At 50.3% G+C, this 19799-nt stretch carries 24 protein-coding genes; 11 read left to right on the forward strand and 13 right to left on the reverse strand.

The genetic code is table 11. From position 1 onward, the window contains the following. Nucleotides 1-14: 14 nt before the first annotated feature. Nucleotides 15-767 (forward strand): SDR family NAD(P)-dependent oxidoreductase, encoded by a 753-nt coding sequence (locus tag ACQ4MZ_RS24845; RefSeq protein ID WP_430849647.1) that lies wholly within the window; start codon nt 15-17, stop codon nt 765-767. A gap of 391 nt (nt 768-1158) precedes the next feature. Here the strand turns inward: ACQ4MZ_RS24845 and ACQ4MZ_RS24850 are convergent, their stop codons facing one another. After that, nucleotides 1159-1647, reverse strand: a complete 489-nt coding sequence (locus tag ACQ4MZ_RS24850; RefSeq protein WP_430849649.1) for an SRPBCC family protein — start codon at nt 1645-1647, stop codon at nt 1159-1161. Between the two features lie 102 nt (nt 1648-1749). Next, nucleotides 1750-1953: a hypothetical protein gene (locus tag ACQ4MZ_RS24855; RefSeq protein WP_430849651.1), complete on the reverse strand. Its 204-nt coding sequence runs from the start codon at nt 1951-1953 to the stop codon at nt 1750-1752. Between the two features lie 149 nt (nt 1954-2102). On the opposite strand from ACQ4MZ_RS24855, the gene ACQ4MZ_RS24860 reads away from it, so the two are divergent. Then, the gene (locus ACQ4MZ_RS24860; protein ID WP_430849653.1) at nt 2103-2252 is read left to right on the forward strand and encodes a hypothetical protein; all 150 of its coding nucleotides are present in this window, start codon (nt 2103-2105) and stop codon (nt 2250-2252) included. Here ACQ4MZ_RS24860 and ACQ4MZ_RS24865 read toward each other — a convergent pair. The 4 genes from ACQ4MZ_RS24865 to ACQ4MZ_RS24880 form a co-directional block, all read right to left on the reverse strand. Then, nucleotides 2249-2734, reverse strand: coding sequence for a GNAT family N-acetyltransferase (locus ACQ4MZ_RS24865; RefSeq protein ID WP_430849655.1), 486 nt, complete (start codon nt 2732-2734; stop codon nt 2249-2251). The two genes, ACQ4MZ_RS24860 and ACQ4MZ_RS24865, sit on opposite strands and share 4 nt — an antisense overlap. Before the next feature lie 86 nt (nt 2735-2820). After that, nucleotides 2821-3654: a DUF2306 domain-containing protein gene (locus ACQ4MZ_RS24870; RefSeq protein ID WP_430849657.1), complete on the reverse strand. Its 834-nt coding sequence runs from the start codon at nt 3652-3654 to the stop codon at nt 2821-2823. Between the two features lie 84 nt (nt 3655-3738). Beyond that, nucleotides 3739-4341 carry a Crp/Fnr family transcriptional regulator gene (locus tag ACQ4MZ_RS24875; RefSeq protein ID WP_430849659.1) on the reverse strand — a complete coding sequence of 201 codons (603 nt, stop codon included), beginning with the start codon at nt 4339-4341 and terminating at the stop codon, nt 3739-3741. A 22-nt stretch (nt 4342-4363) separates the two neighbouring features. Further along, a complete protein-coding gene (locus tag ACQ4MZ_RS24880) occupies nt 4364-5368 on the reverse strand; it encodes a virulence RhuM family protein (protein ID WP_430849661.1) in 1005 nt (334 codons plus the stop codon). Nucleotides 5369-5608: 240 nt separating this feature from the next. Here ACQ4MZ_RS24880 and ACQ4MZ_RS24885 point away from each other — a divergent pair, with 240 nt between their 5' ends. The 3 genes from ACQ4MZ_RS24885 (at nt 5609) to ACQ4MZ_RS24895 (ending at nt 8574) form a co-directional block, all read left to right on the forward strand. Further along, nucleotides 5609-6598 (forward strand): TonB family protein, encoded by a 990-nt coding sequence (locus ACQ4MZ_RS24885; protein ID WP_430849663.1) that lies wholly within the window; start codon nt 5609-5611, stop codon nt 6596-6598. A gap of 103 nt (nt 6599-6701) precedes the next feature. Beyond that, nucleotides 6702-7451: an OmpA family protein gene (locus ACQ4MZ_RS24890; RefSeq protein ID WP_430849665.1), complete on the forward strand. Its 750-nt coding sequence runs from the start codon at nt 6702-6704 to the stop codon at nt 7449-7451. 133 nt (nt 7452-7584) lie between these two features. Next, the gene (locus tag ACQ4MZ_RS24895) at nt 7585-8574 is read left to right on the forward strand and encodes a beta-ketoacyl-ACP synthase III (RefSeq protein ID WP_430849667.1); all 990 of its coding nucleotides are present in this window, start codon (nt 7585-7587) and stop codon (nt 8572-8574) included. 70 nt (nt 8575-8644) lie between these two features. Here ACQ4MZ_RS24895 and ACQ4MZ_RS24900 read toward each other — a convergent pair whose 3' ends face one another. Next, complete coding sequence (locus ACQ4MZ_RS24900; RefSeq protein WP_430849669.1) at nt 8645-9058, reverse strand: LytR/AlgR family response regulator transcription factor; 414 nt, start codon at nt 9056-9058, stop codon at nt 8645-8647. Between the two features lie 339 nt (nt 9059-9397). On the opposite strand from ACQ4MZ_RS24900, the gene ACQ4MZ_RS24905 reads away from it, so the two are divergent. Genes ACQ4MZ_RS24905 through ACQ4MZ_RS24915 form a run of 3 tightly spaced genes read left to right on the forward strand, consistent with a single transcriptional unit; the run spans nt 9398 to nt 12338 of the window. Beyond that, entirely contained in the window at nt 9398-10468 is a 1071-nt protein-coding gene (locus ACQ4MZ_RS24905; RefSeq protein WP_430849671.1) for a sensor histidine kinase, read from the forward strand. Further along, a complete protein-coding gene (locus ACQ4MZ_RS24910; RefSeq protein WP_430849673.1) occupies nt 10465-11544 on the forward strand; it encodes a sensor histidine kinase in 1080 nt (359 codons plus the stop codon). The genes ACQ4MZ_RS24905 and ACQ4MZ_RS24910 overlap by 4 nt, the downstream gene beginning before the upstream one ends. After that, entirely contained in the window at nt 11541-12338 is a 798-nt protein-coding gene (locus ACQ4MZ_RS24915) for a LytR/AlgR family response regulator transcription factor (protein WP_430849675.1), read from the forward strand. The genes ACQ4MZ_RS24910 and ACQ4MZ_RS24915 overlap by 4 nt, the downstream gene beginning before the upstream one ends. A 6-nt stretch (nt 12339-12344) precedes the next feature. Here ACQ4MZ_RS24915 and ACQ4MZ_RS24920 read toward each other — a convergent pair whose 3' ends face one another. Continuing rightward, nucleotides 12345-12944: an RNA polymerase sigma factor gene (locus ACQ4MZ_RS24920; protein ID WP_430849677.1), complete on the reverse strand. Its 600-nt coding sequence runs from the start codon at nt 12942-12944 to the stop codon at nt 12345-12347. Between the two features lie 334 nt (nt 12945-13278). Between ACQ4MZ_RS24920 and ACQ4MZ_RS24925 the strand changes: the two genes are divergently transcribed. After that, nucleotides 13279-14352: a sensor histidine kinase gene (locus ACQ4MZ_RS24925; RefSeq protein ID WP_430849679.1), complete on the forward strand. Its 1074-nt coding sequence runs from the start codon at nt 13279-13281 to the stop codon at nt 14350-14352. 11 nt (nt 14353-14363) lie between these two features. Then, a complete protein-coding gene (locus ACQ4MZ_RS24930) occupies nt 14364-15092 on the forward strand; it encodes a LytR/AlgR family response regulator transcription factor (protein ID WP_430849681.1) in 729 nt (242 codons plus the stop codon). 6 nt (nt 15093-15098) lie between these two features. Here the strand turns inward: ACQ4MZ_RS24930 and ACQ4MZ_RS24935 are convergent, their stop codons facing one another. Together ACQ4MZ_RS24935 and ACQ4MZ_RS24940 are read right to left on the reverse strand one after the other, a co-directional pair. Then, nucleotides 15099-16046: a hypothetical protein gene (locus ACQ4MZ_RS24935; RefSeq protein WP_430849683.1), complete on the reverse strand. Its 948-nt coding sequence runs from the start codon at nt 16044-16046 to the stop codon at nt 15099-15101. Nucleotides 16047-16276: 230 nt separating this feature from the next. Next, nucleotides 16277-16957: an outer membrane beta-barrel protein gene (locus ACQ4MZ_RS24940; protein WP_430849685.1), complete on the reverse strand. Its 681-nt coding sequence runs from the start codon at nt 16955-16957 to the stop codon at nt 16277-16279. A gap of 211 nt (nt 16958-17168) precedes the next feature. Here ACQ4MZ_RS24940 and ACQ4MZ_RS24945 point away from each other — a divergent pair, with 211 nt between their 5' ends. Continuing rightward, nucleotides 17169-17537, forward strand: a complete 369-nt coding sequence (locus ACQ4MZ_RS24945) for a VOC family protein (protein ID WP_430849687.1) — start codon at nt 17169-17171, stop codon at nt 17535-17537. On the opposite strand, the gene ACQ4MZ_RS24950 is transcribed toward ACQ4MZ_RS24945, so the two are convergent. The 3 genes from ACQ4MZ_RS24950 to ACQ4MZ_RS24960 all read right to left on the reverse strand — a co-directional run bounded on the left by ACQ4MZ_RS24950 (nt 17534) and on the right by ACQ4MZ_RS24960 (nt 19790). After that, entirely contained in the window at nt 17534-18220 is a 687-nt protein-coding gene (locus tag ACQ4MZ_RS24950) for a hypothetical protein (RefSeq protein WP_430849689.1), read from the reverse strand. The two genes, ACQ4MZ_RS24945 and ACQ4MZ_RS24950, sit on opposite strands and share 4 nt — an antisense overlap. A gap of 153 nt (nt 18221-18373) precedes the next feature. Beyond that, nucleotides 18374-19276 (reverse strand): dihydrodipicolinate synthase family protein, encoded by a 903-nt coding sequence (locus ACQ4MZ_RS24955; RefSeq protein WP_430849691.1) that lies wholly within the window; start codon nt 19274-19276, stop codon nt 18374-18376. 52 nt (nt 19277-19328) lie between these two features. Beyond that, a complete protein-coding gene (locus tag ACQ4MZ_RS24960; RefSeq protein WP_430849693.1) occupies nt 19329-19790 on the reverse strand; it encodes a cupin domain-containing protein in 462 nt (153 codons plus the stop codon). Nucleotides 19791-19799 lie beyond the last annotated feature (9 nt).

The following is a 19799-nucleotide window of genomic DNA, read 5'->3' on the forward strand; positions in this document are numbered from 1 at the left end:
TTTGAAATACAGTCATGGATTTGCATTTAAAAGGGAAAACGGCCATAGTAACCGGCGCCAGCCAGGGAATCGGCCGGGCCATTGTAAAGGAACTGGCCAGAGAAGGCGTGCGTGTATTTGCGACCGCCCGGAACGAGAAACTGTTGGACAACCTCAGGGAGGAAGTAGCGGCAGAGACGGGCATTGCGCCGGTTGTCTTTGCCCAGGATTTTATCGCATCAGATGGCCCGCAGCGCATCGCACAGGCTGCCAGGGCTGCATTGGGTGAGATAGATATTCTCATCAATAATGCCGGACAAAGCCGCCCGGTAGCCATTACAGGCCCCGAACAGCCCTGGAATGATTCGATGGCGCTCGACTTCGACAGGCCACGGCAGCTCACCCAGGAACTACTGCCGCATATGATCGGGCGCCGGCAGGGTGCTATCCTGAACCTGACCAGCACTTATGAGCTCCGCAGCATCAATGTGTCGGCCGTCGCCAAGGCCAGCATGGCGGTTTGGTCGAAACAACTGGCGGCACAGGTGGGACAGTACAACATCCGCGTCAACACACTGCAACCCGGGCTGATCGACACTGCCAACATCCGCCCCTATTTTTCCGACGAAGAGCGTAAGAGATTTGCCGAAAAGGAAATCCCGCTGGGTGATTTTGGTGTTCCGCAGGATATGGCCGACATGGCCGTGTTCCTCGTCTCTCCCCGTGCACGTTATGTCACCGGAGCGGCAGTGGTCGTTGATGGCGGAATGCGGCATTATCCGTTTTAAAGCGGCTGACGCATCAACGGGAAACCGCCTTAAAACGATTGTCGGGAAGTACTGAAGAAAAGGCGCCAGTTTGGTACTGGCGCCTCCGTAGGAAAATTAATCTGCCGTTTGAAAATCGGTTTGCGTTACTATTTGGAATAAACACCAAATCATTTAAATATTGGTTATCAACGCCTTGACCGAATTCGGCCACATTGGCTTATTAATAGGTGGCGATAACTATGACCCTTCCCAAATATCAAATCCAACAACTAAAAACTACGAGGGATATCTTACGTTTCTTGAGGTAGCATATGCTTGCAAATTTTTCAGCTCAGAGTATTTATTAGACTCTCGAAAAATACCTAAAGCCTAAGCAGTAAAGGTCCGTTTGCTTTTGAAAATCCAGCTGTTATTCCGCAGCTACAATCGTCTTCTCGTTCTCTGTTTGGGGTTTGCCGGTGGCATTCGGTTTCCCGGTACCAGTGGTAATCAGGTTGTACAGGCTGTCTTTGATATAGAAGCTCCAAGCGTCGCGGCAGATGTTGAAGCATTCGAACTCCGGTACGAGTCCCTGATGAGTCATGCGCAGCTGCGTCTGGTTGCCGACGCGGGTAATCTCAAAGACCACATGTGTGCCGGTCCACTCCTTTTCATCTTCGGTGAATTTGAAATAATTATCCACGATGAGCCACACTACCTTTTGGGCAGGAACTACTTCTACCAAACAGGCATGGCAGCGGTGCACATCTTCATAATGGTATTTGAATTCGTCGTTCAGGGCTGCCGTGTTTCCCTCAATCTCTTCGGACCACCATCCGCGAACATTGGTTACTGCTTCGAAAACCGCTTCCGGTGTCTGATCCACGAGGATCGTTGCGCTGAAATCTTGTGCTGACATAATCAAGTGATTTTAAGTGGATGAACAACACAAATTTACGGCCTCCATTCTCAGCAAAGACGGTGTAAAATGGACATTATCGCGGGGGAATCCGGACAGATATCAGCGCTTGGGCAATGTCCGGATACAACGAACCGAGGCCCCCTCGGGTCTTCCCATTCCATCCTGGCAATGCAATGCTCTGCCTCCGGCACCAAAATTGAAATTCCATGCCGTCGTGGCATCTATTTCCGTAGATGTCCAATAGAATCCATGGGCATTCAACCGGGCATATTTCCCTCCCGTCAACTCGCGTCTGTTTTGCATGGCATGACACGTTTCTATGTTCCCCTAATTTAAACAAATGTCAGGATCAAGCCCATCCGTAAGGCTCAGTCTACCGCAGGTATAAATATTTTAGTCAGCAATAGATAATTGGTTAATTTAAAGAACATAATCAATTAACCTTCAAAACTATGGCTGGCGCACTGCTCATTTCGTTGTTCATTCTGACCTGGTACTGTGTGAAGGCATGCAGGGAAAATCCGAAACGCCCGGATTGGAACAAGGCGATCGTTACGGCCCTTTTCTGGCCACTATCGTTGCTCATGAGGCGCTATCGCTAAATTCCCTCAAGTACCTTTTCCATATAGATGGCATCGGCATGCGGATTAGCATAATAAGCCGGTATCACCTCAAACCCAAACGACTCGTATAACCGGAGCGCGCCTGTCATGCTGGGGAGCGTATCTAGCCTGAGTTTTTCGTATCCCAAATCCTTTGCGATGGAGACGGAACGTTCCAGCAGCAACTTTCCCAATCGGTGCCCGCGAAACTCGGGCCGGACGTACATCCGTTTCAGTTCAGCGATCCCCGCACCCTTGTTCCGCACACCCGCGCAGCCCACCGCACACGCACCCGCATACGCAAGCACCAGTCCGCCCGACGGCGGCCCGTATTGCTGCTGCACGGTATCAAGTTCTTCGTCGAAACGCTGGAAAGCGAGGTCTATCGGTAATGATGCGGCATATTCGCGGAACAGCTTTTTTCCTTCCTCGAAATGTGCTTCATTATCTGCGATAATCAATTTAACGGCTTCGTTCATCATAAACATGTGATTGCATTTCCGGCAAAGCTCAGAAAATAGGTTCAATATGAACAGATACAGATTCGGGATTATTATAGAAAACAGTCCTACCCGATCCTGGGCAACCACATACCCGCGATCGCTCCGAAAATACCGATAACCATCAGAGCTGTCATCACGAATATCAGCAGCGCAACGGCTGTTGTGATGCCGCGTTTCGCCTCTTTTTGTGCATAAAAATACAATTCGAGGATTCCCAGCGGCATCGGCAGCGCATAAACCAATACCGCAAGGGCGGTGAGGAAAGGGCCACTGAATGTCTTAGGGTCAAAGCCAGCGGGACCGCCGTTCAGTACGAGCCAGCACATCAGTCCAATCCTGAAAAACCACACGCCGCTTACAACCATAAACAGCCGCAATGCCCATTTACGGTGCAGATCGAACCGCCCCGCACGTGCGTATCGCCACGCGAGCAAGGCAAAAAGTATAATGTAGATGGTCTGAATGCTGATACTGACATGCTGCACCAGATCGCCGACAGCACCTCTCGTCCATACCATTACCAAGCCGCCCGTGGCGACGATGACTGTCGTCGTAGCATATAGGCGCCCCAGCCAGCGGTGAAACATGGGTGCGCTACGGCGGATTACCGGAAGTAGCTGCAACGGCCCTCCCAATACCAGCACCGCGGCCAACAAAACATGTAGCCCTACAACGAGGTTACCCGTCCAATCGCCCTTTACATAGCCGTGCGGCAATACCTGGTTCCATTTTTCCAGGTCGCCCAAGGCGGTACTTTTGCCATAAAAAGCGATGATGTAGCCTCCGAATGCCCATTGGCCGATCGTGGTGGCGATCAACCACGTCGTGGCAGCGAGATTGAGCAGCTTTTCCGCCCGGTATTTAACTTGAATGGAAGGAGTGGAAATTTGTTCGGTCATGATGTCGGAGATTTAAGTTCGGTCAAACTTAAAGCCGGTCATCTCCTGCGTCGTTAGACAAATGTCCAATGCGGATAAGCGGTTCTATTTCTGTGTGGGAGTATCGGACGAGCTATCGCTGCGCAGCCGGCTCAGGTGCCGCTGGGTAATGCCGAGGTAAGAAGCAATGTATTTAAGAGGCACATGCCGGATAATATGGGGGTTAGCCCTGACAAACTTTACATAGCGCGCCTCTGCCGTCAGATTAGCCATGTCGCTAATCCGTTCCTTGTCCTTTTGCAAATGTTCCTGCAAAATGCGGATCGTATAGTCCTTCTGGGTAAAACTGCGTTCCGCAGTGGCATCGACATCATCCCGGCTGATCCGCAGCAGTTCACAATCTGTAATGCAATGCAAGTTCTCGTTCGAAACCGTCCGGTTCATGAAATGGAAGTAGGATGTAAAAAACCGCGGGCCGTCGTTTAAATCCGTAGTGATCTCATTGCCATCCTCATCCGAACGAAAATTCCGCATAAATCCGGACACAATAAAATTATGATAAGCAGGCACTTCACCTGCTTTCTCTATGATGGTATCCCTCGGCACGAACACCGGTTTAAACGACAGGCGTATCGACTGTTGATCGGCATCCGGCAAAGTAATCACGCCGGAGATGTATTCAAAAAGGGTTGTATAGTAATGCTCCATGGTCAGTCGAATCTTGGAATTGCTACGTCAACTTCCATTTTTTCAGCTCCCTATCAAAATCACTTTCGAAATTTCTATCCTGCTCCACGCGAAATTTCTCGAATTGCTCTTCCGCGAGCCGAATGGCCACTTCATGACTGACCTTACCCGCGTCTTTCAGGATTTCGTACTCATTAAACTGCAAAAAAGCGTCCAGCTTACCCGCCCAGTCAGCCATTTTCATCGGGATTTGCCTGGCCGCCTGATTTTCCGCATAATCCAGGTACATCGAAACAATACGTTCCAATTCCTTTATCTCTTTTTCTATCAGATAGTTTTTCGCTATCCCTATATCCGCTCTTTGAATCTTACCATGAGGTGCATTTTTGAAAGTTTGCAAACCCATATTGGGCTTTCCTGCGTTTGCCCGTTCAGCGATAATAGCCGCGGCTGTTTTTCCGGAAATGGCGAAATGCAGCTTATTCTGAACGATCTTGAAGAATTTTTGAGTATCCGGCGAATCCTTCACATAGTCGATACTGCATTGTTCGAAAATATCGGTGATTTTAAGATAGAAGCGCCGCTCGCTTGCCCTGATTTCACGGATCCGGTCGAGCAATTCGTCGAAGTAGTCTTTCCCGAATCTTTTCCCTTGCTTCAGACGTTCATCATCGAGCACAAAACCTTTGATAATAAACTCTTTTAAAGTCCTGGTTGCCCAGATACGAAACTGCGTCGCCTGAAAGCTGTTGACACGGTAACCTACTGCAATGGCGGCATCCAAATTGTAGAAATCGACTTCACGCGCCACATCCCGGTTGCCTTCCTTTTGAACTATTCGAATTTTTCGAATAGTTGCCTGCTCTTCCAGTTCTCCGGATTTGTAGATTTCCTTTAAATGATAGTTGATGGTATTTACCTCCACCCCAAACAGCTCCGCCAACCGCTTCTGGTTCAGCCAGAATGTCTCATCATTAAAAATAACCTCGACCTTAACATTCCCGGCGGGTGAATTGTAAAACAGGATGTCCGCTTGCAGATTTTCCATAGAAAGCGTGCGTGAATAGTGTTGTTGAAGGATGATTAATTACTGATGGGCCGAATGTAAAATCTTTTTCCAAATTAAACCCATTCCGATGACCCACCGGCTGACGCCCGAATCACCAATTTTTTTCAAAAAAATTACACATTCTGCTGCTATTTGCGTATCCTATATTTGAAATACAATCGTTTATGGAAAAAAGGTATAGTTGAGTGCATATCGGCCATTTCAAACACCTGGAAACTCATGCTGCAAAGAATACCTCGACCGCTGTTTCCCCAATACATCTCCCTCGCAATGTTCTCCGTTGCCGCAACCTGGGGTACTCTTGTGACCGGGCACCCGGTTTCCGATAGCCTGGATATCCGGGCTGCTTTTTTTCAAACCACCCGGATCGCCGGCAAAATCACCGACGAATCCTCACGACCGGTTGTCAACGCTGCGATCCTGATCGCCGGATCGGAGCGCGCCACTGTTACCAATCTGACAGGTAGCTTCGAAATCGCCGATGCGCCGTTGAATGGTACGCTCATTATTCAGCATCCCGACTACGAGCCACGGCAAATCCCGATTGTCAAATCGACAACGGAATATCTCATTGCACTGAAAACACGACCCCAGGTATTGGCCATGCGCATGAAGGGCCCGGCAAAACCGACAAAGAAAGAGGTAGAGACAAACCAGGGAAATGAAACGGGCTCGTCCCTCAGGCTCGACCGCTGGCCGTATTTCAAAGGATTGACGAAATTTCTTGCCAATAATCTGAAATACCCCCAGGAAGCGCTGCAATCGGGCGTGCAAGGGCCTGTACAGGTTTCGTTCCTGATCGATGAAGACGGCAACGTCAGCAGCGGACGGATCCTCAAAAGTCCCGGCATTGAACTGGACGACGAAGCGCTGCGGCTCATACGCATCATGCCCAAATGGACGCCCGCCCAAAAGGATGGCAAGCCCATTGCTGTTTGGTACACGATCAGCATTCAATTCGACCCTGAACTCGACAAGTTGCCGCTGAAAGTCAAGGAGGAAGTGCCCAGGCTTTTCAGCAGGAAAATAAAGCTGGAACCCTGGAAGGCGCCTTTCCTGATCAAAGATGAGTTCGAAAAGCTATTTCGAAACCGCAGAGTGAACCTGTCGGCCCACGAACCGCCGCAAACGAAACTGTCGGTGTACGGCTATGGCGTAAACCCTGCTCCCCTGTACGTTCCCCGCGCCAGTTTCAAGGTACTCCCTTGAAAAAATCAGTCACATATTATATTACCTATAAATAACCTTCATATATTTATAAAAACAGTTTCCTGCTTGTAAAATACGATTGTTCAACCTAACCGGAGTTTGAATGAAAACTTTTACAATCATCCTACTCATGTCGGCTGCAGCGGCCTTTCCCGCGCACGGACAGCAACAGGCCGATGCGGCCCCGAACCAGCAAAAAATCATCCCGCAACGCTCGCGCGTATCCGTACGCGTTCTCGACAAATATACCCTGCGCCCCATAGAGGCAACGATTATGGTGGTAGGACAACGTCCGGAGGACCTTGTTGTCCCGCTTTACGAGGATGGCGCCTATCAATTTAAGATGTCCGCAAAGGACATGGGTGTTATTTCGATCCATGCCAACGGTTACGAAACTCACTCCGAAGTCATAGCGGCCCGCACACTTCGCCCAACGAAGATTTTTTATTTAACACCGATAGAGAACAGCGATTCCTGCAAATCTGCGCCCGTAGTCTTGTCAGAACTGGATTTGAAAGAGGAAATCGAAACTGTTTTGCTTTTTACCCAAAGCGAGCCGGCGATGTTACCGGAGAGCAACCAGGAACTGGAAATCCTGGCCGACTACCTTGTCAGAAACCCAGCGCCCCGGATTGAGCTTTCAGGGCACACCGATGACGTGGGCGATCCGCGGAAAAACCTCCTGCTTTCCTATGACCGCGTCGACGAGGTCAAAAAGTTCCTGCTATCGAAGCGTATCGAAACGGGCCGCATTCGCGGAAGGGCCTTTGGCAGCGGACTGCCCGTCGCGCCGAATGATTGCGAAGCCAACCGCAGGCTCAACCGTCGCGTCGAAATACGCATTGTTCCGTAGAATTTTCCTTTTCAAATTAACTTCCCAAAAAATCCACTGAAAGGTGGAGAAATGCGCACTTTTGTGGTGCATATTTGTTGTTTAGGGCAAAAGAATCCCCAAACAGCGAAATTTACCAGTATTAGAATCGTATATGAAACAAGTAAAAGCCTCCATTTCAGGCATCGAAGGATATGTACCCGACTATATTCTCACAAATGCCGAATTGGAGACACTCGTTGATACCAGCGACGAATGGATTGTGAGCAGGACCGGCATTAAAGAACGCCGCATCCTGAAAGAACCCGGACTCGGAAGCTCGCACATGGGAGCCCGCGCCGTGAAGGGCCTCCTCGAAAAAACCAACACCGATCCCGCTGAAATAGACCTCCTCATTTGCGCCACCATTACCCCTGATTTCGTTTTCCCAAGTACCGCCAACCTTATCTGCGACCAGCTGGGTATCCGTAACATCGGTAGTTTCGATGTGAATGCCGCCTGCTCGGGCTTCGTTTACGGCCTCGAACTCGGTGCGCAATTCATTGAAACCGGCAAATATAAAAAGGTAGTGGTAGTGGGTACCGACAAAATGTCGGCTGTTATGGACTACACCGACCGCCGCACCTGTATTCTGTTCGGTGACGGCGCCGGAGCGGTGCTGCTCGAACCAAACACCGAAGGTTACGGCGTGATCGACACACTGATCCGGGCCGATGGCGTGGGTTACAACAACCTGCTGCAACGCGGAGGCGGAAGCAGGTTCCCTGCCACCCACGAAACAGTGGATGCCCGCATGCATTACCTGCACCAGGATGGCCAGCAGGTTTTCAAATCGGCTGTCCGGAATATGGCCGACGTTTCAGCGGAAATGATGGAAAGAAACCATCTCACCCACGACGACGTGGCGTGGCTGGTGCCGCACCAGGCCAACCGCCGGATTATCGAAGCCACGGCCAACCGCATGGGCGTAGGAATGGACAAAGTGATGATGAATATCGCCCACTACGGAAATACCACCGCCGCTACCATCCCGCTTTGCCTGTGGGACTACGAAAAGCAGCTCAAAAAGGGCGACAACCTGATTTTCTCCGCATTCGGCGCCGGTTTCACGTGGGCTTCCGCCTATGTAAAATGGGCCTATTAAGAAAATAGCCGTCAGGATTGGTGATGTTCATCAATCCTGACGGCGAATTATCTGCATAAATTAAAAATCCCTACGCCGAAAGCGCCATTCTTCCCAATATCTCGTGCGTTTCACGGATGCGCCTGCGGGCGATGGGAATCACCTTGCCGCAACTCAGGTGAATATAATCGGGCCAGCGGGATGCGATATGGCGGGCGTTGATGCTGTATGATTTGTGAATACGCAAGAAATCGCTGCTGAGCTCATCCTGTACTTCTTTCAGACACTTCGAAACCAGATGCTTTTCATGCCGGGTGTATACAAACGTGTAATTACCAACACCTTCCAGGCAAGTAATATCGCTGGATTTAACGGAGATCGCTTTCCCAAACTTGTAAACAGTAATCGTTGGGACGTTCTTGATTTCAACGCTAGCGCCCGACGGAACGCCGCCCGACGGAACAGATTGGTTTTGCATGGGTGAAAGGACGGCTTGATTTTTCATGGATTGATCGGATGATTGGTTATTTACTTTCATGGCTAAAATTTTGATAGACTTTTATAGCAAACGGATGTTTCGTCTGGCTGCGATACAAAAGTGGTATAAGAAGAGCCCGCAGAAAACACCGACCCGGTTGAATTGTAACATTTACCTCATGAATACGCTAAATCGGCGGGTAAACTGAAACAGCCATTTACTCAATTGACAGTGCCTTTTACTTGTTTAAATCAGATTAGACAATGTTTTGCGACGATTTGGGCTATAAATACGACGGTTAATCCCGCCCCATTTCCGATTGGTTTGTACCCGCTCTATTTTTGCATGAAATGAAAATGCGTGCGCATGCTCCCTGAAAGCTATATGACAAAAATCGGTCGAAGGCCCGTCGGAGTTACCTCCTCGGTGCTGGTATTGACCGGGGCGGCTTTACTGGCCGGCCTTGGGCTCTGGCAAGAGCGCTACTTTTCAGATTCGCGCCTGCTTTTGGCCGGCAGCATTATCAACATCGTTGTTATAGGGGTGGCCTACCGGATCAATATGGCACTTTCACCAAGAGTGACCACTCTGTTTCCGGATACAGACCAGTCCATTTACCGCGTCGCCTTGTGGTTCGCCGTTTATGGCGTGGTGAACGTGGCGCTTTTCTGGGTCGCATTGCCGGCATACCATCAAATCGGGCTTTCCGGGCCAGGTTTCGACCTCTTCTGGGCGCTGCGTGTGAGCTTTTTTATCCTGAGCGGGTCGCTTATCGGGGCTGGGCTGACCGAGCTCGCCTATGCATTCAGGCAGTGGCGGACCAATCAGAACGAAGTGGAACAAATGCAGGAAAAACAGCTGCAAACCGAGCTGGAAGCCGTAAAACAGCAGGTCAACCCTCATTTCCTTTTTAACTGCCTTAATTCGCTCTCGGTATTGATCACCGACGCGCCGGGTACTGCGGAAAAATTCGTGGATGAAATGTCGAAAGTGTATCGCTATCAACTGAGCGCTAACGGCCCCGACAAAGAGGATATTCTGGTGACGCTCGATTCTGAGCTGCGTTTTATCAAATCCTACATTTACCTTCTCGAAGCGCGGTTCGAAAACGGGATCAGCATTGTGCTTGACTTGAACGAAGTGTTTTTCAACGGGCAAATGGTACCGCTCACGTTTCAGATTTTGATCGATCACGCTATTCATTACAATATGGTGTCCTCAGCCCGTCCGCTGCACATCAGCATTGCCACCACCAAAACCGGCCAGCTGGAATTTCGGCATAACCGCCAGCCCAAAATGCTCACGATCCCACCCGATACGCCGGGGATCCACGTGCTGATCAACCGGTACAAGTTCCTGTTCAACCGCGCCGGGGCAGTTCAATTGAAAGAAGACCACCACGAGTTTGCGATCATCCTGCCCCTGATATTCACATGATCCCGACCCTCATTTCCAACAGAATCGGCCGGCAGATATGGCTGAGCCTATTCGGCAGGTGGATTTTCGCATTGCTGGTACCCTGGTTTGTGCCGACGATCAGCTATCTGCTCATCGGCGAACCCTACCTTGCCAGTCTGTACAACTTCGCAGGCGGCACGCTGATGATCTTTCTGATGACAATTCTCGCATTCGTTCCGCACGACTGGGCAGCGCGATACGTTGCCCGAAAATACCCGTCGTTCGATTCGTCGGTCAAACGGAGCGCGCTCACGGCTGTTGCATTCTGGATACTGACGTTTGTTTTTGTTACTTCCTACATGGTTTTTATCATGCATTTCAGGCCGTTCCAAGCGCAGCTGGATGCCCGGATGATGGTCAATGTCTACATTTTCGAGTTCGTGGCGGTGCTTCTGCTGACGGGCCTTTACGAAATCAATTACTCATTAAACAAATGGAAGACCTTGCAAATCAATAAGGAAGCGCTCCGGCGCGCGGGTATGCAGGGACAGTTGCAGAGCCTGAAAAGCCAGGTTAACCCGCACTTTTTGTTCAACAGCCTCAATACGCTATCCGCGCTGATCGCCGACGAACCCCGGCGGGCCGAGCAGTTTGTGGATGAAATGGCCAAGGTTTACCGCTACTTGCTTCAAACCAACCAAAATGAACTGACGACACTTTCGGCCGAAATACGGTTTATCAGCTCCTATTACCACTTGCTCCGCACCCGGTACGATATCGGTTTCGACCTCGTGATCGAAGTCGATGATGAGGATTTGGATAAAAAAATACCGCCGCTGACCTTGCAACTGCTGCTGGAAAACGCCGTCAAACACAATAGTATCCTGGAAACCAACCCGCTGCGGGTGTCGATTCGCTCGATGGGCGACGACCTGCTCGAAATCAGCAACAACCGACTGATCAAATCAACGCCGGTAAAGTCCACCCGCCTCGGGCTGGCCAACATTATGGCGAAATACGAACTGCTTTCCGAGCGTACGCCTGTTATCGACGACGGTGCGGAGTTCTTCAAAGTTACCCTCCCGTTGATCACGCTGAAAACCACAAATGCATGAATATTTTAATAGTTGAGGATGAAAAACTGGCCGTGCGCAAGCTGACCAAGTTGCTGGAAGAAACCGCTCCCGAGTTCGAAGTGCGTGGCATTACACCCAGTATTGCAGCGACGGTCGAATGGATTACTGAAAACCGGGCGAGCGGCCAGCCGGAGCCGGACATTATTTTTATGGATATCGAGCTTGCCGACGGGCAGAGTTTCGAGATATTCAACCGTGCCGAAATCCGGAGCACAGTCATTTTCACCACTTCCTACGATGAATATGCGTTGCAGGCATTCAAAGTGAACAGTATCGATTATTTGCTGAAACCCGTGCAGCAGGAAGATCTCCAACGTGCGGTCCGCAAGTTTTACGACCTTGTCGCTCCCGGTAAAGCTACTCCCGCAGCCTCGTCGCAGCTCAACCTGGAAGCTATTTTAAAGAGCCTGCATTTGCAATCTCCGGTACCTGAGTACCGTAAGCGGTTTCTGGTCAAACAAGGCGCACGCCTGCTGTCGATCGAAACGTCGGAAATTGCCTACTTCTACATTGACAATGGCCTGACATTTTTCAAAAACCACCTGGGACAGAAGTTTGTAGTGGATTATAAAATGGATGAGCTCGACGAATTCCTCGATCCCAACCACTTTTTCCGCGTCAACCGCGCGTTGATCGTCACGCACCAGGCGGTGGCCCAAATGCAGGCATACTACAACCACCGGCTGGCGCTTACGCTGCACCCGGCACTCGACAAGGAAACGATCGTAAGCCGCGAACGCGCTCACGACTTCAAGGTCTGGATGGGAAAATAATGGGACTTAGAATGACAGTACCGCGTACTGCCCGGCGAGTTCGGGATAATGCAAGGTGATCACCTCCTGCAACTGCGCTCTCGCGCGGGCGTATTGCGAGCGCACGGTCGCCTCGTTGATTTCCAGCATGGTAGCAATCTCCTTATGGCTGTAACCGTCGACGGCGTACATCAGGAAGACTGTTTTGTAGATGGGTTTCAATTCGTGAACGAGCTGCATGATTTCACTTGCCGTGATTTCGGAAACCGCGTCGTCCGCAACGCCCGGCTCGGGGATCTCGTCGAACGCCGTCCGGGTGGCATAATGCTTTTTATTCCTTCTGAAATAGCTGATCGCATTGTTAACCATCACCGTCCGTAGCCACGCCTTGAAAGGCTGCTCGGGGTCGTATCGTTCCAGGTTATTGAAGACCTTGAAAAAGCCTTCATTGAGCACTTCCTCTGCTTCTTCCGGCGAATAGGTATACCGAAGGCAAATGCTTTTGGCATAACCGAAATACTTTTTAAACAAAATATGCTGAGCCTGACTGTTCCCCGCAATGCACGCCGCGATAACCGAGCGGAAGTCGTTCGGATCGAAAATGATTTTATTCAGGAATTTGAGCATAGTTTCTTACTTTTCAATGGATCATTCAACGGGTCTACCTGTCGCTTCGGGAACTGCGCGTCTGCGAACTGCGCGTCTGCGAACTGCGCGTCGCGGACTCCCCAATACAAAGAGAATTAATGTAACCCGTGAATAAAAACCGCCTGGACGGAGAGCCCGAAAGTGTAGCTGAATGGGCTCTTTTACCCGATAAACCGGCTGGGGAAAAAGGCATTCCGGCAGGTATACCGGCCTGTCGCCAAAGAGCGGCCCTTTAACCGGCAAAAACCACGATACGTCGAAACACCGTTGAGGCATTATTAAATACAGTGGTTTGCCTGCTATTTTTACGGCAATGACGAGAGAAAACACAAAAGGCGGTGTAGTGGTCGCGATGCATTTGCTTGCATGGGCTTTGTTCGGCTTTGTACTCGTATTTAATCAGCCGCTGTCGTGGGGGGTGAGCCTACCTGCGGTATTTTGGGTAAAACAATTCCTGAATTTTTGCCTGCTGGTAGCGCTGTTCTACTTCAACTCCCATTACCTTGTCCCGAATTACCTGCTAAAAAACAGGATCTTCGTATTCATCCTATGTGTGATCGCGTTGGCCGTATTCATGTTGGCAGTCAGCAAAATAGCCGATCAACAACTCGAAATTCGCAAGCATATGGAGCACGTTATGCCCCGCCCGAGGCACCGCGGCGGCCCTCCCAAGCCCCGGCATATCATCGACGCCATCCTGCTAATGACGACACTTCTGGTGATCGGTGTCAGTACCAGCATGGCCGTGATCCAGCGCTGGCAGGCCGATGCACGCCTGCGCGACGCGGTGGAGAAGCAGAACATTACCTCCGAGCTTGCATTGTTGAAGGCGCAAATCAACCCGCATTTCTTCTTCAATACACTCAATAATATATACGCGCTGTCGTACACCAACGTCGAAGAATCGCGCGAGGCCACGCTTACGCTCTCGCGCATGATGCGCTACCTGCTCTACGAAACGCAGCAGGACGTGGCCCCGCTCAGCCGTGAGTTCGCCTTTATCGACGACTATATCGAATTGATGAAACTACGCGTGCAAAGCAGCAGCAACGTGCAATACTCCCGCGATGAGCCTGTGCCCGACTACCCCATTGCGCCGATGCTGTTGCTGCCCTTCATTGAGAATGCATTCAAGCATGGGATCAATGCTTCGCAGGAATCCGAAATCAGGATCGATGCCGGACTATCAAACGGCGCATTGACGCTTCATGTAGAAAACCACATTTTTCCTGCGCAAAATGTAGCGGGAGCGGAAAGCGGCGGCATCGGCCTTAGCAATACGCGCCGCCGCCTCGACCTTTTGTATCCCGAAAAGCACCATCTGGAAATCCATACCGACGAACGCGCGAACACCTATACTGTAGACCTGACCATCAACCTGACGTAACCAAACCCGGCATGACCCTGAACTGCATTACCGTTGACGACGAACCGCTCGCATTGGGCCTTGTGAGCTCATTTGTGGAACAAACGCCATTTCTGCATTTGCACGGCCGGTATATCAATGCGCTGGACGCGCTGGAAGTGATTACGAAGGAAAATATCCATTTGGTCTACCTGGATATTCAGATGCCCGAGCTCACGGGCATGGAACTGGCCAAAGTCCTCAGCCAGGCACCGGATACGAAAACGCGTATCGTGTTTACGACGGCCTACAACCAGTTTGCCGTGCAGGGGTACGAGGTGGATGCCCTTGGTTATCTGCTCAAACCATTCGGTTATAACCAGTTTCTGGCGACGGCCATGAAGGCCAAAAAGTACTTCGAAAACCTTCGTGAAGGTTCGAACGAGCCGGAACTGGACTCGAGTGAGAATTATTTATTCGTAAAGTCCGATTACAAGCTGGTAAGGATCGATTTCGACGCCATTCTTTTCATCGAGTCGTTCAAGGATTATGTCAAAATCCACCAGGCTAACGGCAGCCCGGTGGTTTCGCATAGCAGTTTGAAAGCGATCGAGGAAAAGTTACCGTTAGGAAAATTCATCCGCATACACCGCTCATTCATAGTAGCCGTAGGAAAAGTGGACTCCATCAGCAAAAGCGCCGTGCACATCGGCAGCGTGGATATTCCGGTTGGGGATCTTTACAAGGATGCTTTCAAGGAGCTGCTGGCTAAATGGCAGTAGTGCATTTCAGAACTTGTGCGTAAAACTTAATGCTAAGCCCGACTTGCCATTTGCATCCGGGAAGCTGCGTACGTCCCAGGCGGAGCGTCGCGAGATTGGCCGGTTGTTCACGGCAAGGTTCCAAATGCCCATTCCGATGCTCAACGACCCCAGGCCCATATTAATCATCGATACATTTCGCTGCGTTTTACCGGCATACCATGTGCCGCTGGCATAATCCACCTGATTTTTACGGTTGAGACCTATCGCACCCGCGACAAACTGGCCAGCCCCACCCACGATCCCCAGCACAGGCGTAGCATTGGTGCGACTGCCTCTACCTACCTCAACGGCATTGATCACCGATGATGCACCATTCAAACCCATCAGCACCGAAGATGTGATTGCATATGCAGGTTTTATTTCTGGCTTGTAAGCGGAAACCGGGGTATAGGTAGGTTGGATCATCGCACATTCCTCCTTGCTCAGGCCGCTTTTTGCGATCCAGTTATCGACGTTTTCATCTTTCATTTCAAATATCGTCGCATACTGGAATCTGCTGTTGATGTCTTCCGCTGCTACTCTGCCGGCGGTCTGCTCGATCAGGTAACCCACCGCACAAATGGTACCATCCTGATCGATGAAACAGGGCTTTCTGTCCGGATACTTATAGTTTTTGGGAAACAGGCCCGCCGAGCGGTAATTATGAAGCAAATCGAGAAGATGTGCACGCTTGCTGCGCATTTCGGGCGACAAATTGGATACGTCCCGCTTTCTCAGCTCCATTTCCACATATTCGAGGTGCGCGGCAATGCGGACCTGGTCATCAGTATGCTCATCCGGTACGGTACCATATTTTTTCTCGAAACTAATATCGCCGATAATCGGGTTGATAGTACCGTCCGTGCTCCGGCGCTCCGTCCACACGCACAGGAACAAAAGTATAGCAAAAGCAGTGGTAACAAATGTCTTCATGGCAGCGGTATTTAATAGTGGTCACATTCGCTTGCATGGACAAGAATCCGGGTGGGTTGCGTTGCATTAATGGATGAATTTTGAATGAGTGAATAAATAGTCACGTATTGTCAGATGTGGTCAGGTATTGTTTTGAGTATTTAATCAATTCCTGACCACGAATGACTTTCTGACTAATCCCATTCCGTCATTCAAAATTCATTCGCTCCTTCGCTTCGCCATGGATGCCTTCAAAATGCCACGCCGGCCGTCACCTGTACCGTCCGCGCCTTCGGCAACTTATATTCCGAGCCCGTACCCGGATCCAGTATACTTTCTCTTTTCTTTAAGTTATCCAGGACGCGAACGGTGATCTGGATGGTTACTTTACCCATGTCGATCTGTACGCCAGCACCTGCTAATGCATTGAATCGGTTTCCTTCGAAATTTGCGTCGGTTCTTTTTATTTCAAAAGGGTAGCATCCGCCGTCGCGGCAATCCAGCCCTGATCCTCCGACGGATGAATGCCTCCATACATTCCAGCTTGCCCCGATTTCTGCAAACGGCCTGATCTTGCCATCCGTAATCGTGTAGCGGACGAGCATCGGGAGGTCGGCATACTGCGTTCTCCACTTAAATTCCATATAATACCCTGTGCCGTATGTCCCCGACTTAGAGGTATTTCTAATCGCGGTAAAGTTAGGCTGCAAACGCAATGACCAGCCTCTGGGAGAGTTTTGGAAGTCGTAGCCGATATCGAGACCTGCCATTGGACTTTTAATCGCCTTATAAGAATCGTTTGGAGAATAAGTTATAAGGTGGAGCCCACCCATAACACCAAAATGCCATCGCGGGGAGCTATCAGCCGATTGCCCATGTGCAAAGTTCTGAAGGAAGAAAATCAAAAAGACGGAGAGGGAAAGTCTTTTCATGGCTATGCAGTCTGGTTGTAACCTATTGACACATAAATGTAAATATTTATTGCATTAGAACAGAGTAGATTATACTTTTTTAATAAAAAATGTAAAAATACACCATCAGCGCAATTCCCACGCCAGAAATAGGGAATCGCATAGCGATGCACCGTTGATAATGATATGCAGGTACCGGGAAATCCCCGTTGGAATATAAAAGCAAAACACCATGGAATTCCAGATTAACCAAATCACCCCTTTGCTTTTGGTACGCGATCTCGAACGCGCCATTACATTTTACGTGGAGCAACTGGGCTTCTCGCTGACATTCCGCTATGAAGATTTCTACGCGGGCATTGAAATGAATGGGAACGTTATTCATTTGAAAACGGATTATCAGTGGACAGATAAACCCGAACACCGCAACAACGACGACGTCGATCTATTGTTTTCGGTCGATAATGTGGAAGCGGTATATGAAGAAATCTCGAAAAAGCACATTGAAATCGTCCAGCCGCTGCGGGAAATGCCTTACGGAAAAGAGTTTTACACCGCCGATCCCGACGGGCATGTGATTGCGTTTGTAGAGGCAATTTAATGAATGCTGACTCCCGCTGTTACTTGTACAAATTTGGTTCTCAAATCGGAAGGAACCCGGGTAAGGCCCAGGTCGCCGGAAACTTTTGGTTTTATGAAACTGTCGACAAGTTGCAGGCTGAGCGGGATAATGAATTTTCCCGCATCTATCTCCACACCCACGCCTGCGAGGATACCCGCTTTGTCTTTATTCGCTACATTTTGAATGCTCTGACTACCGCCGACTGCATTACACGATACAACGCCGCAGATCGTACCGGACCTCCGCACGAAAAGCGCCGTTCTGAACCTGAAATTGAATCCGAATTCTACAAACGGCCTGACAGCACCCGTGGATAAAGTATAGCGGAAGGAAAGCGGCAGGTGGATCGCCTCCCATTTCCATTTCGATTCAATAAAGTATCTGCCGTCCTCCTTTCCGTAGGTTTCCGTCTTTTTAAAAGTGGTAAAACCTGGCTGAAAATGCAGCGAAGGGCCCGATTTGCGATCTTCAAAGTAGTAACCGAGATCCGCAGCAACCACCAGCCCCGAAGCCGGTTTCATTTTGCCGCTGTCATATATCTTCCCGACCACCGGACTTCCTGCCGACACGCCGAACCTCCACGGCTTTGCCATCTTGCCTGTCTGGCCATGTACGTGTCCGGTGAAAATAACCACGCATAAGAAGGTGTAAAGTGTTTTCATGGGATGGGTTTTGTTTGTAACCAAAAGACCTTTAAATACATACATTGGTTGGACATGATCAATAATACAGAGGACATTTCATTACCTGTACCCCGCTACAACAACAAAGGGCGCTTTCATGAGAAAGCGCCCGAAACCGATTCCAATGGCAGACTAATGCTGCGTCGCAAGCAGTGCCAGTTCCGCGAGCAATACTTCCAGTCTCGCCGCGTCAGGCTCTCCGAGCGGTGCCAGCGGATTCCGCAATCCGCCTGCTCCCACGCCAAGTATTTCCAGCCCGGCGGCTATTGTCCTTGGCAAACCTTTCGAGGTGATGAATTCCAGCAGCTCCTGCTGACCGTAGAAAATTTCCCGCGCATTATTAAGATCATTCGCCATAATCGCATTGTACAAAGCCAGATTCTGATCCGGGATCAGGTTCGGCGCGGCGGTGCACCAGCCCACTGCCCCCGCCGAGAACGCGGCAAGTGCCAGCGGATTGGAGCCGTTGAAAAAAGCCACTTCCTCGCCTAGCACGCGACGCAGGTAATGCATTCGCTGCACATCGCCGGTGCTTTCCTTGATCATCGTCACATTCGGAATTTCGAGCAGGCGTTTCAACAATACCGGCGACATGTCGATACCGCCCGTAGCCGGGTTGTTATAGGCCATGATCGGAATGGAAATGGCTTCGGCCACTTTGCAGTAATGCGCGAATATCTCGTCGTCCGTCAGTTTCCAGTAGCTCATCGGGATGATCATCACCGCCGTTGCGCCGGCCGTTTCGGCAAAACGGGCATGGTAAATCGTCCGTTCCGTAGTGAGATTGGAAACGCCGGCCACTACCGGTATCCGGCCCGCTACTACCGCTGTGGTTGCCTCTAAGACGGCCTCTTTCTCCTCGTCGTTCAGGTACGGGAGCACGCCGGTGCTTCCCAGCGGTGCAACAGCATGCGACCCGGATGTTACCAGCCTGTCGGTGAGTTTTTTAAACAAATCAATATCCACCTTATCGTCCGCGTCGAACGGTGTAATGGGATAGGCAATGATTCCCCTTAATGTTTCTGACTTACTCATTAGTTTATAAGAATTTGTATTTCAAATATTTAATATCAATACATTAAACCACTTAAAGGTCGCGTCCTTCTTCCTCGCGGAGCGCTACGCCCAGGTTTTGAAGCTGCGGCGCATTCTCGCAGGCCAGGTAGCGGGCAGGTTCGGTGTCGCTCAGGTTCTGGTGACGGTGCCATGCCCAGCTCGGAATGTAAACCGCGTCACCAGCCTTCCATTCCACGCGTTCGTCTTCGACTTCGGTACAACCCTTTCCTTCGAGCACGTACAAAACCGTTTCATAGGTATGGCGATGGCGGTTGGTAAGCTGGCCGGGCAACAGGCCGCCGACGGTCATGCTGACATTTTTGGTGGGCAGGTCCACGAAGAATACAGGATGCTTTCTTTCAGTCGAAAACTGGTTGTGCTCGCCCGCTTGCTCCACATTGCGGTGAATGAGTTTTTCGGGCTTCACATACACGGGACGCGCGAAGGTCCGGTGAAAATCTTTGGAGCTGAATTGCTGCGTTTTTGTTTCCATGGTTCAGAG

It is taken from the genome of Dyadobacter sp. BHUBP1, from assembly GCF_050587785.1.
Classification (GTDB): Bacteria; Bacteroidota; Bacteroidia; order Cytophagales; family Spirosomataceae; genus Dyadobacter.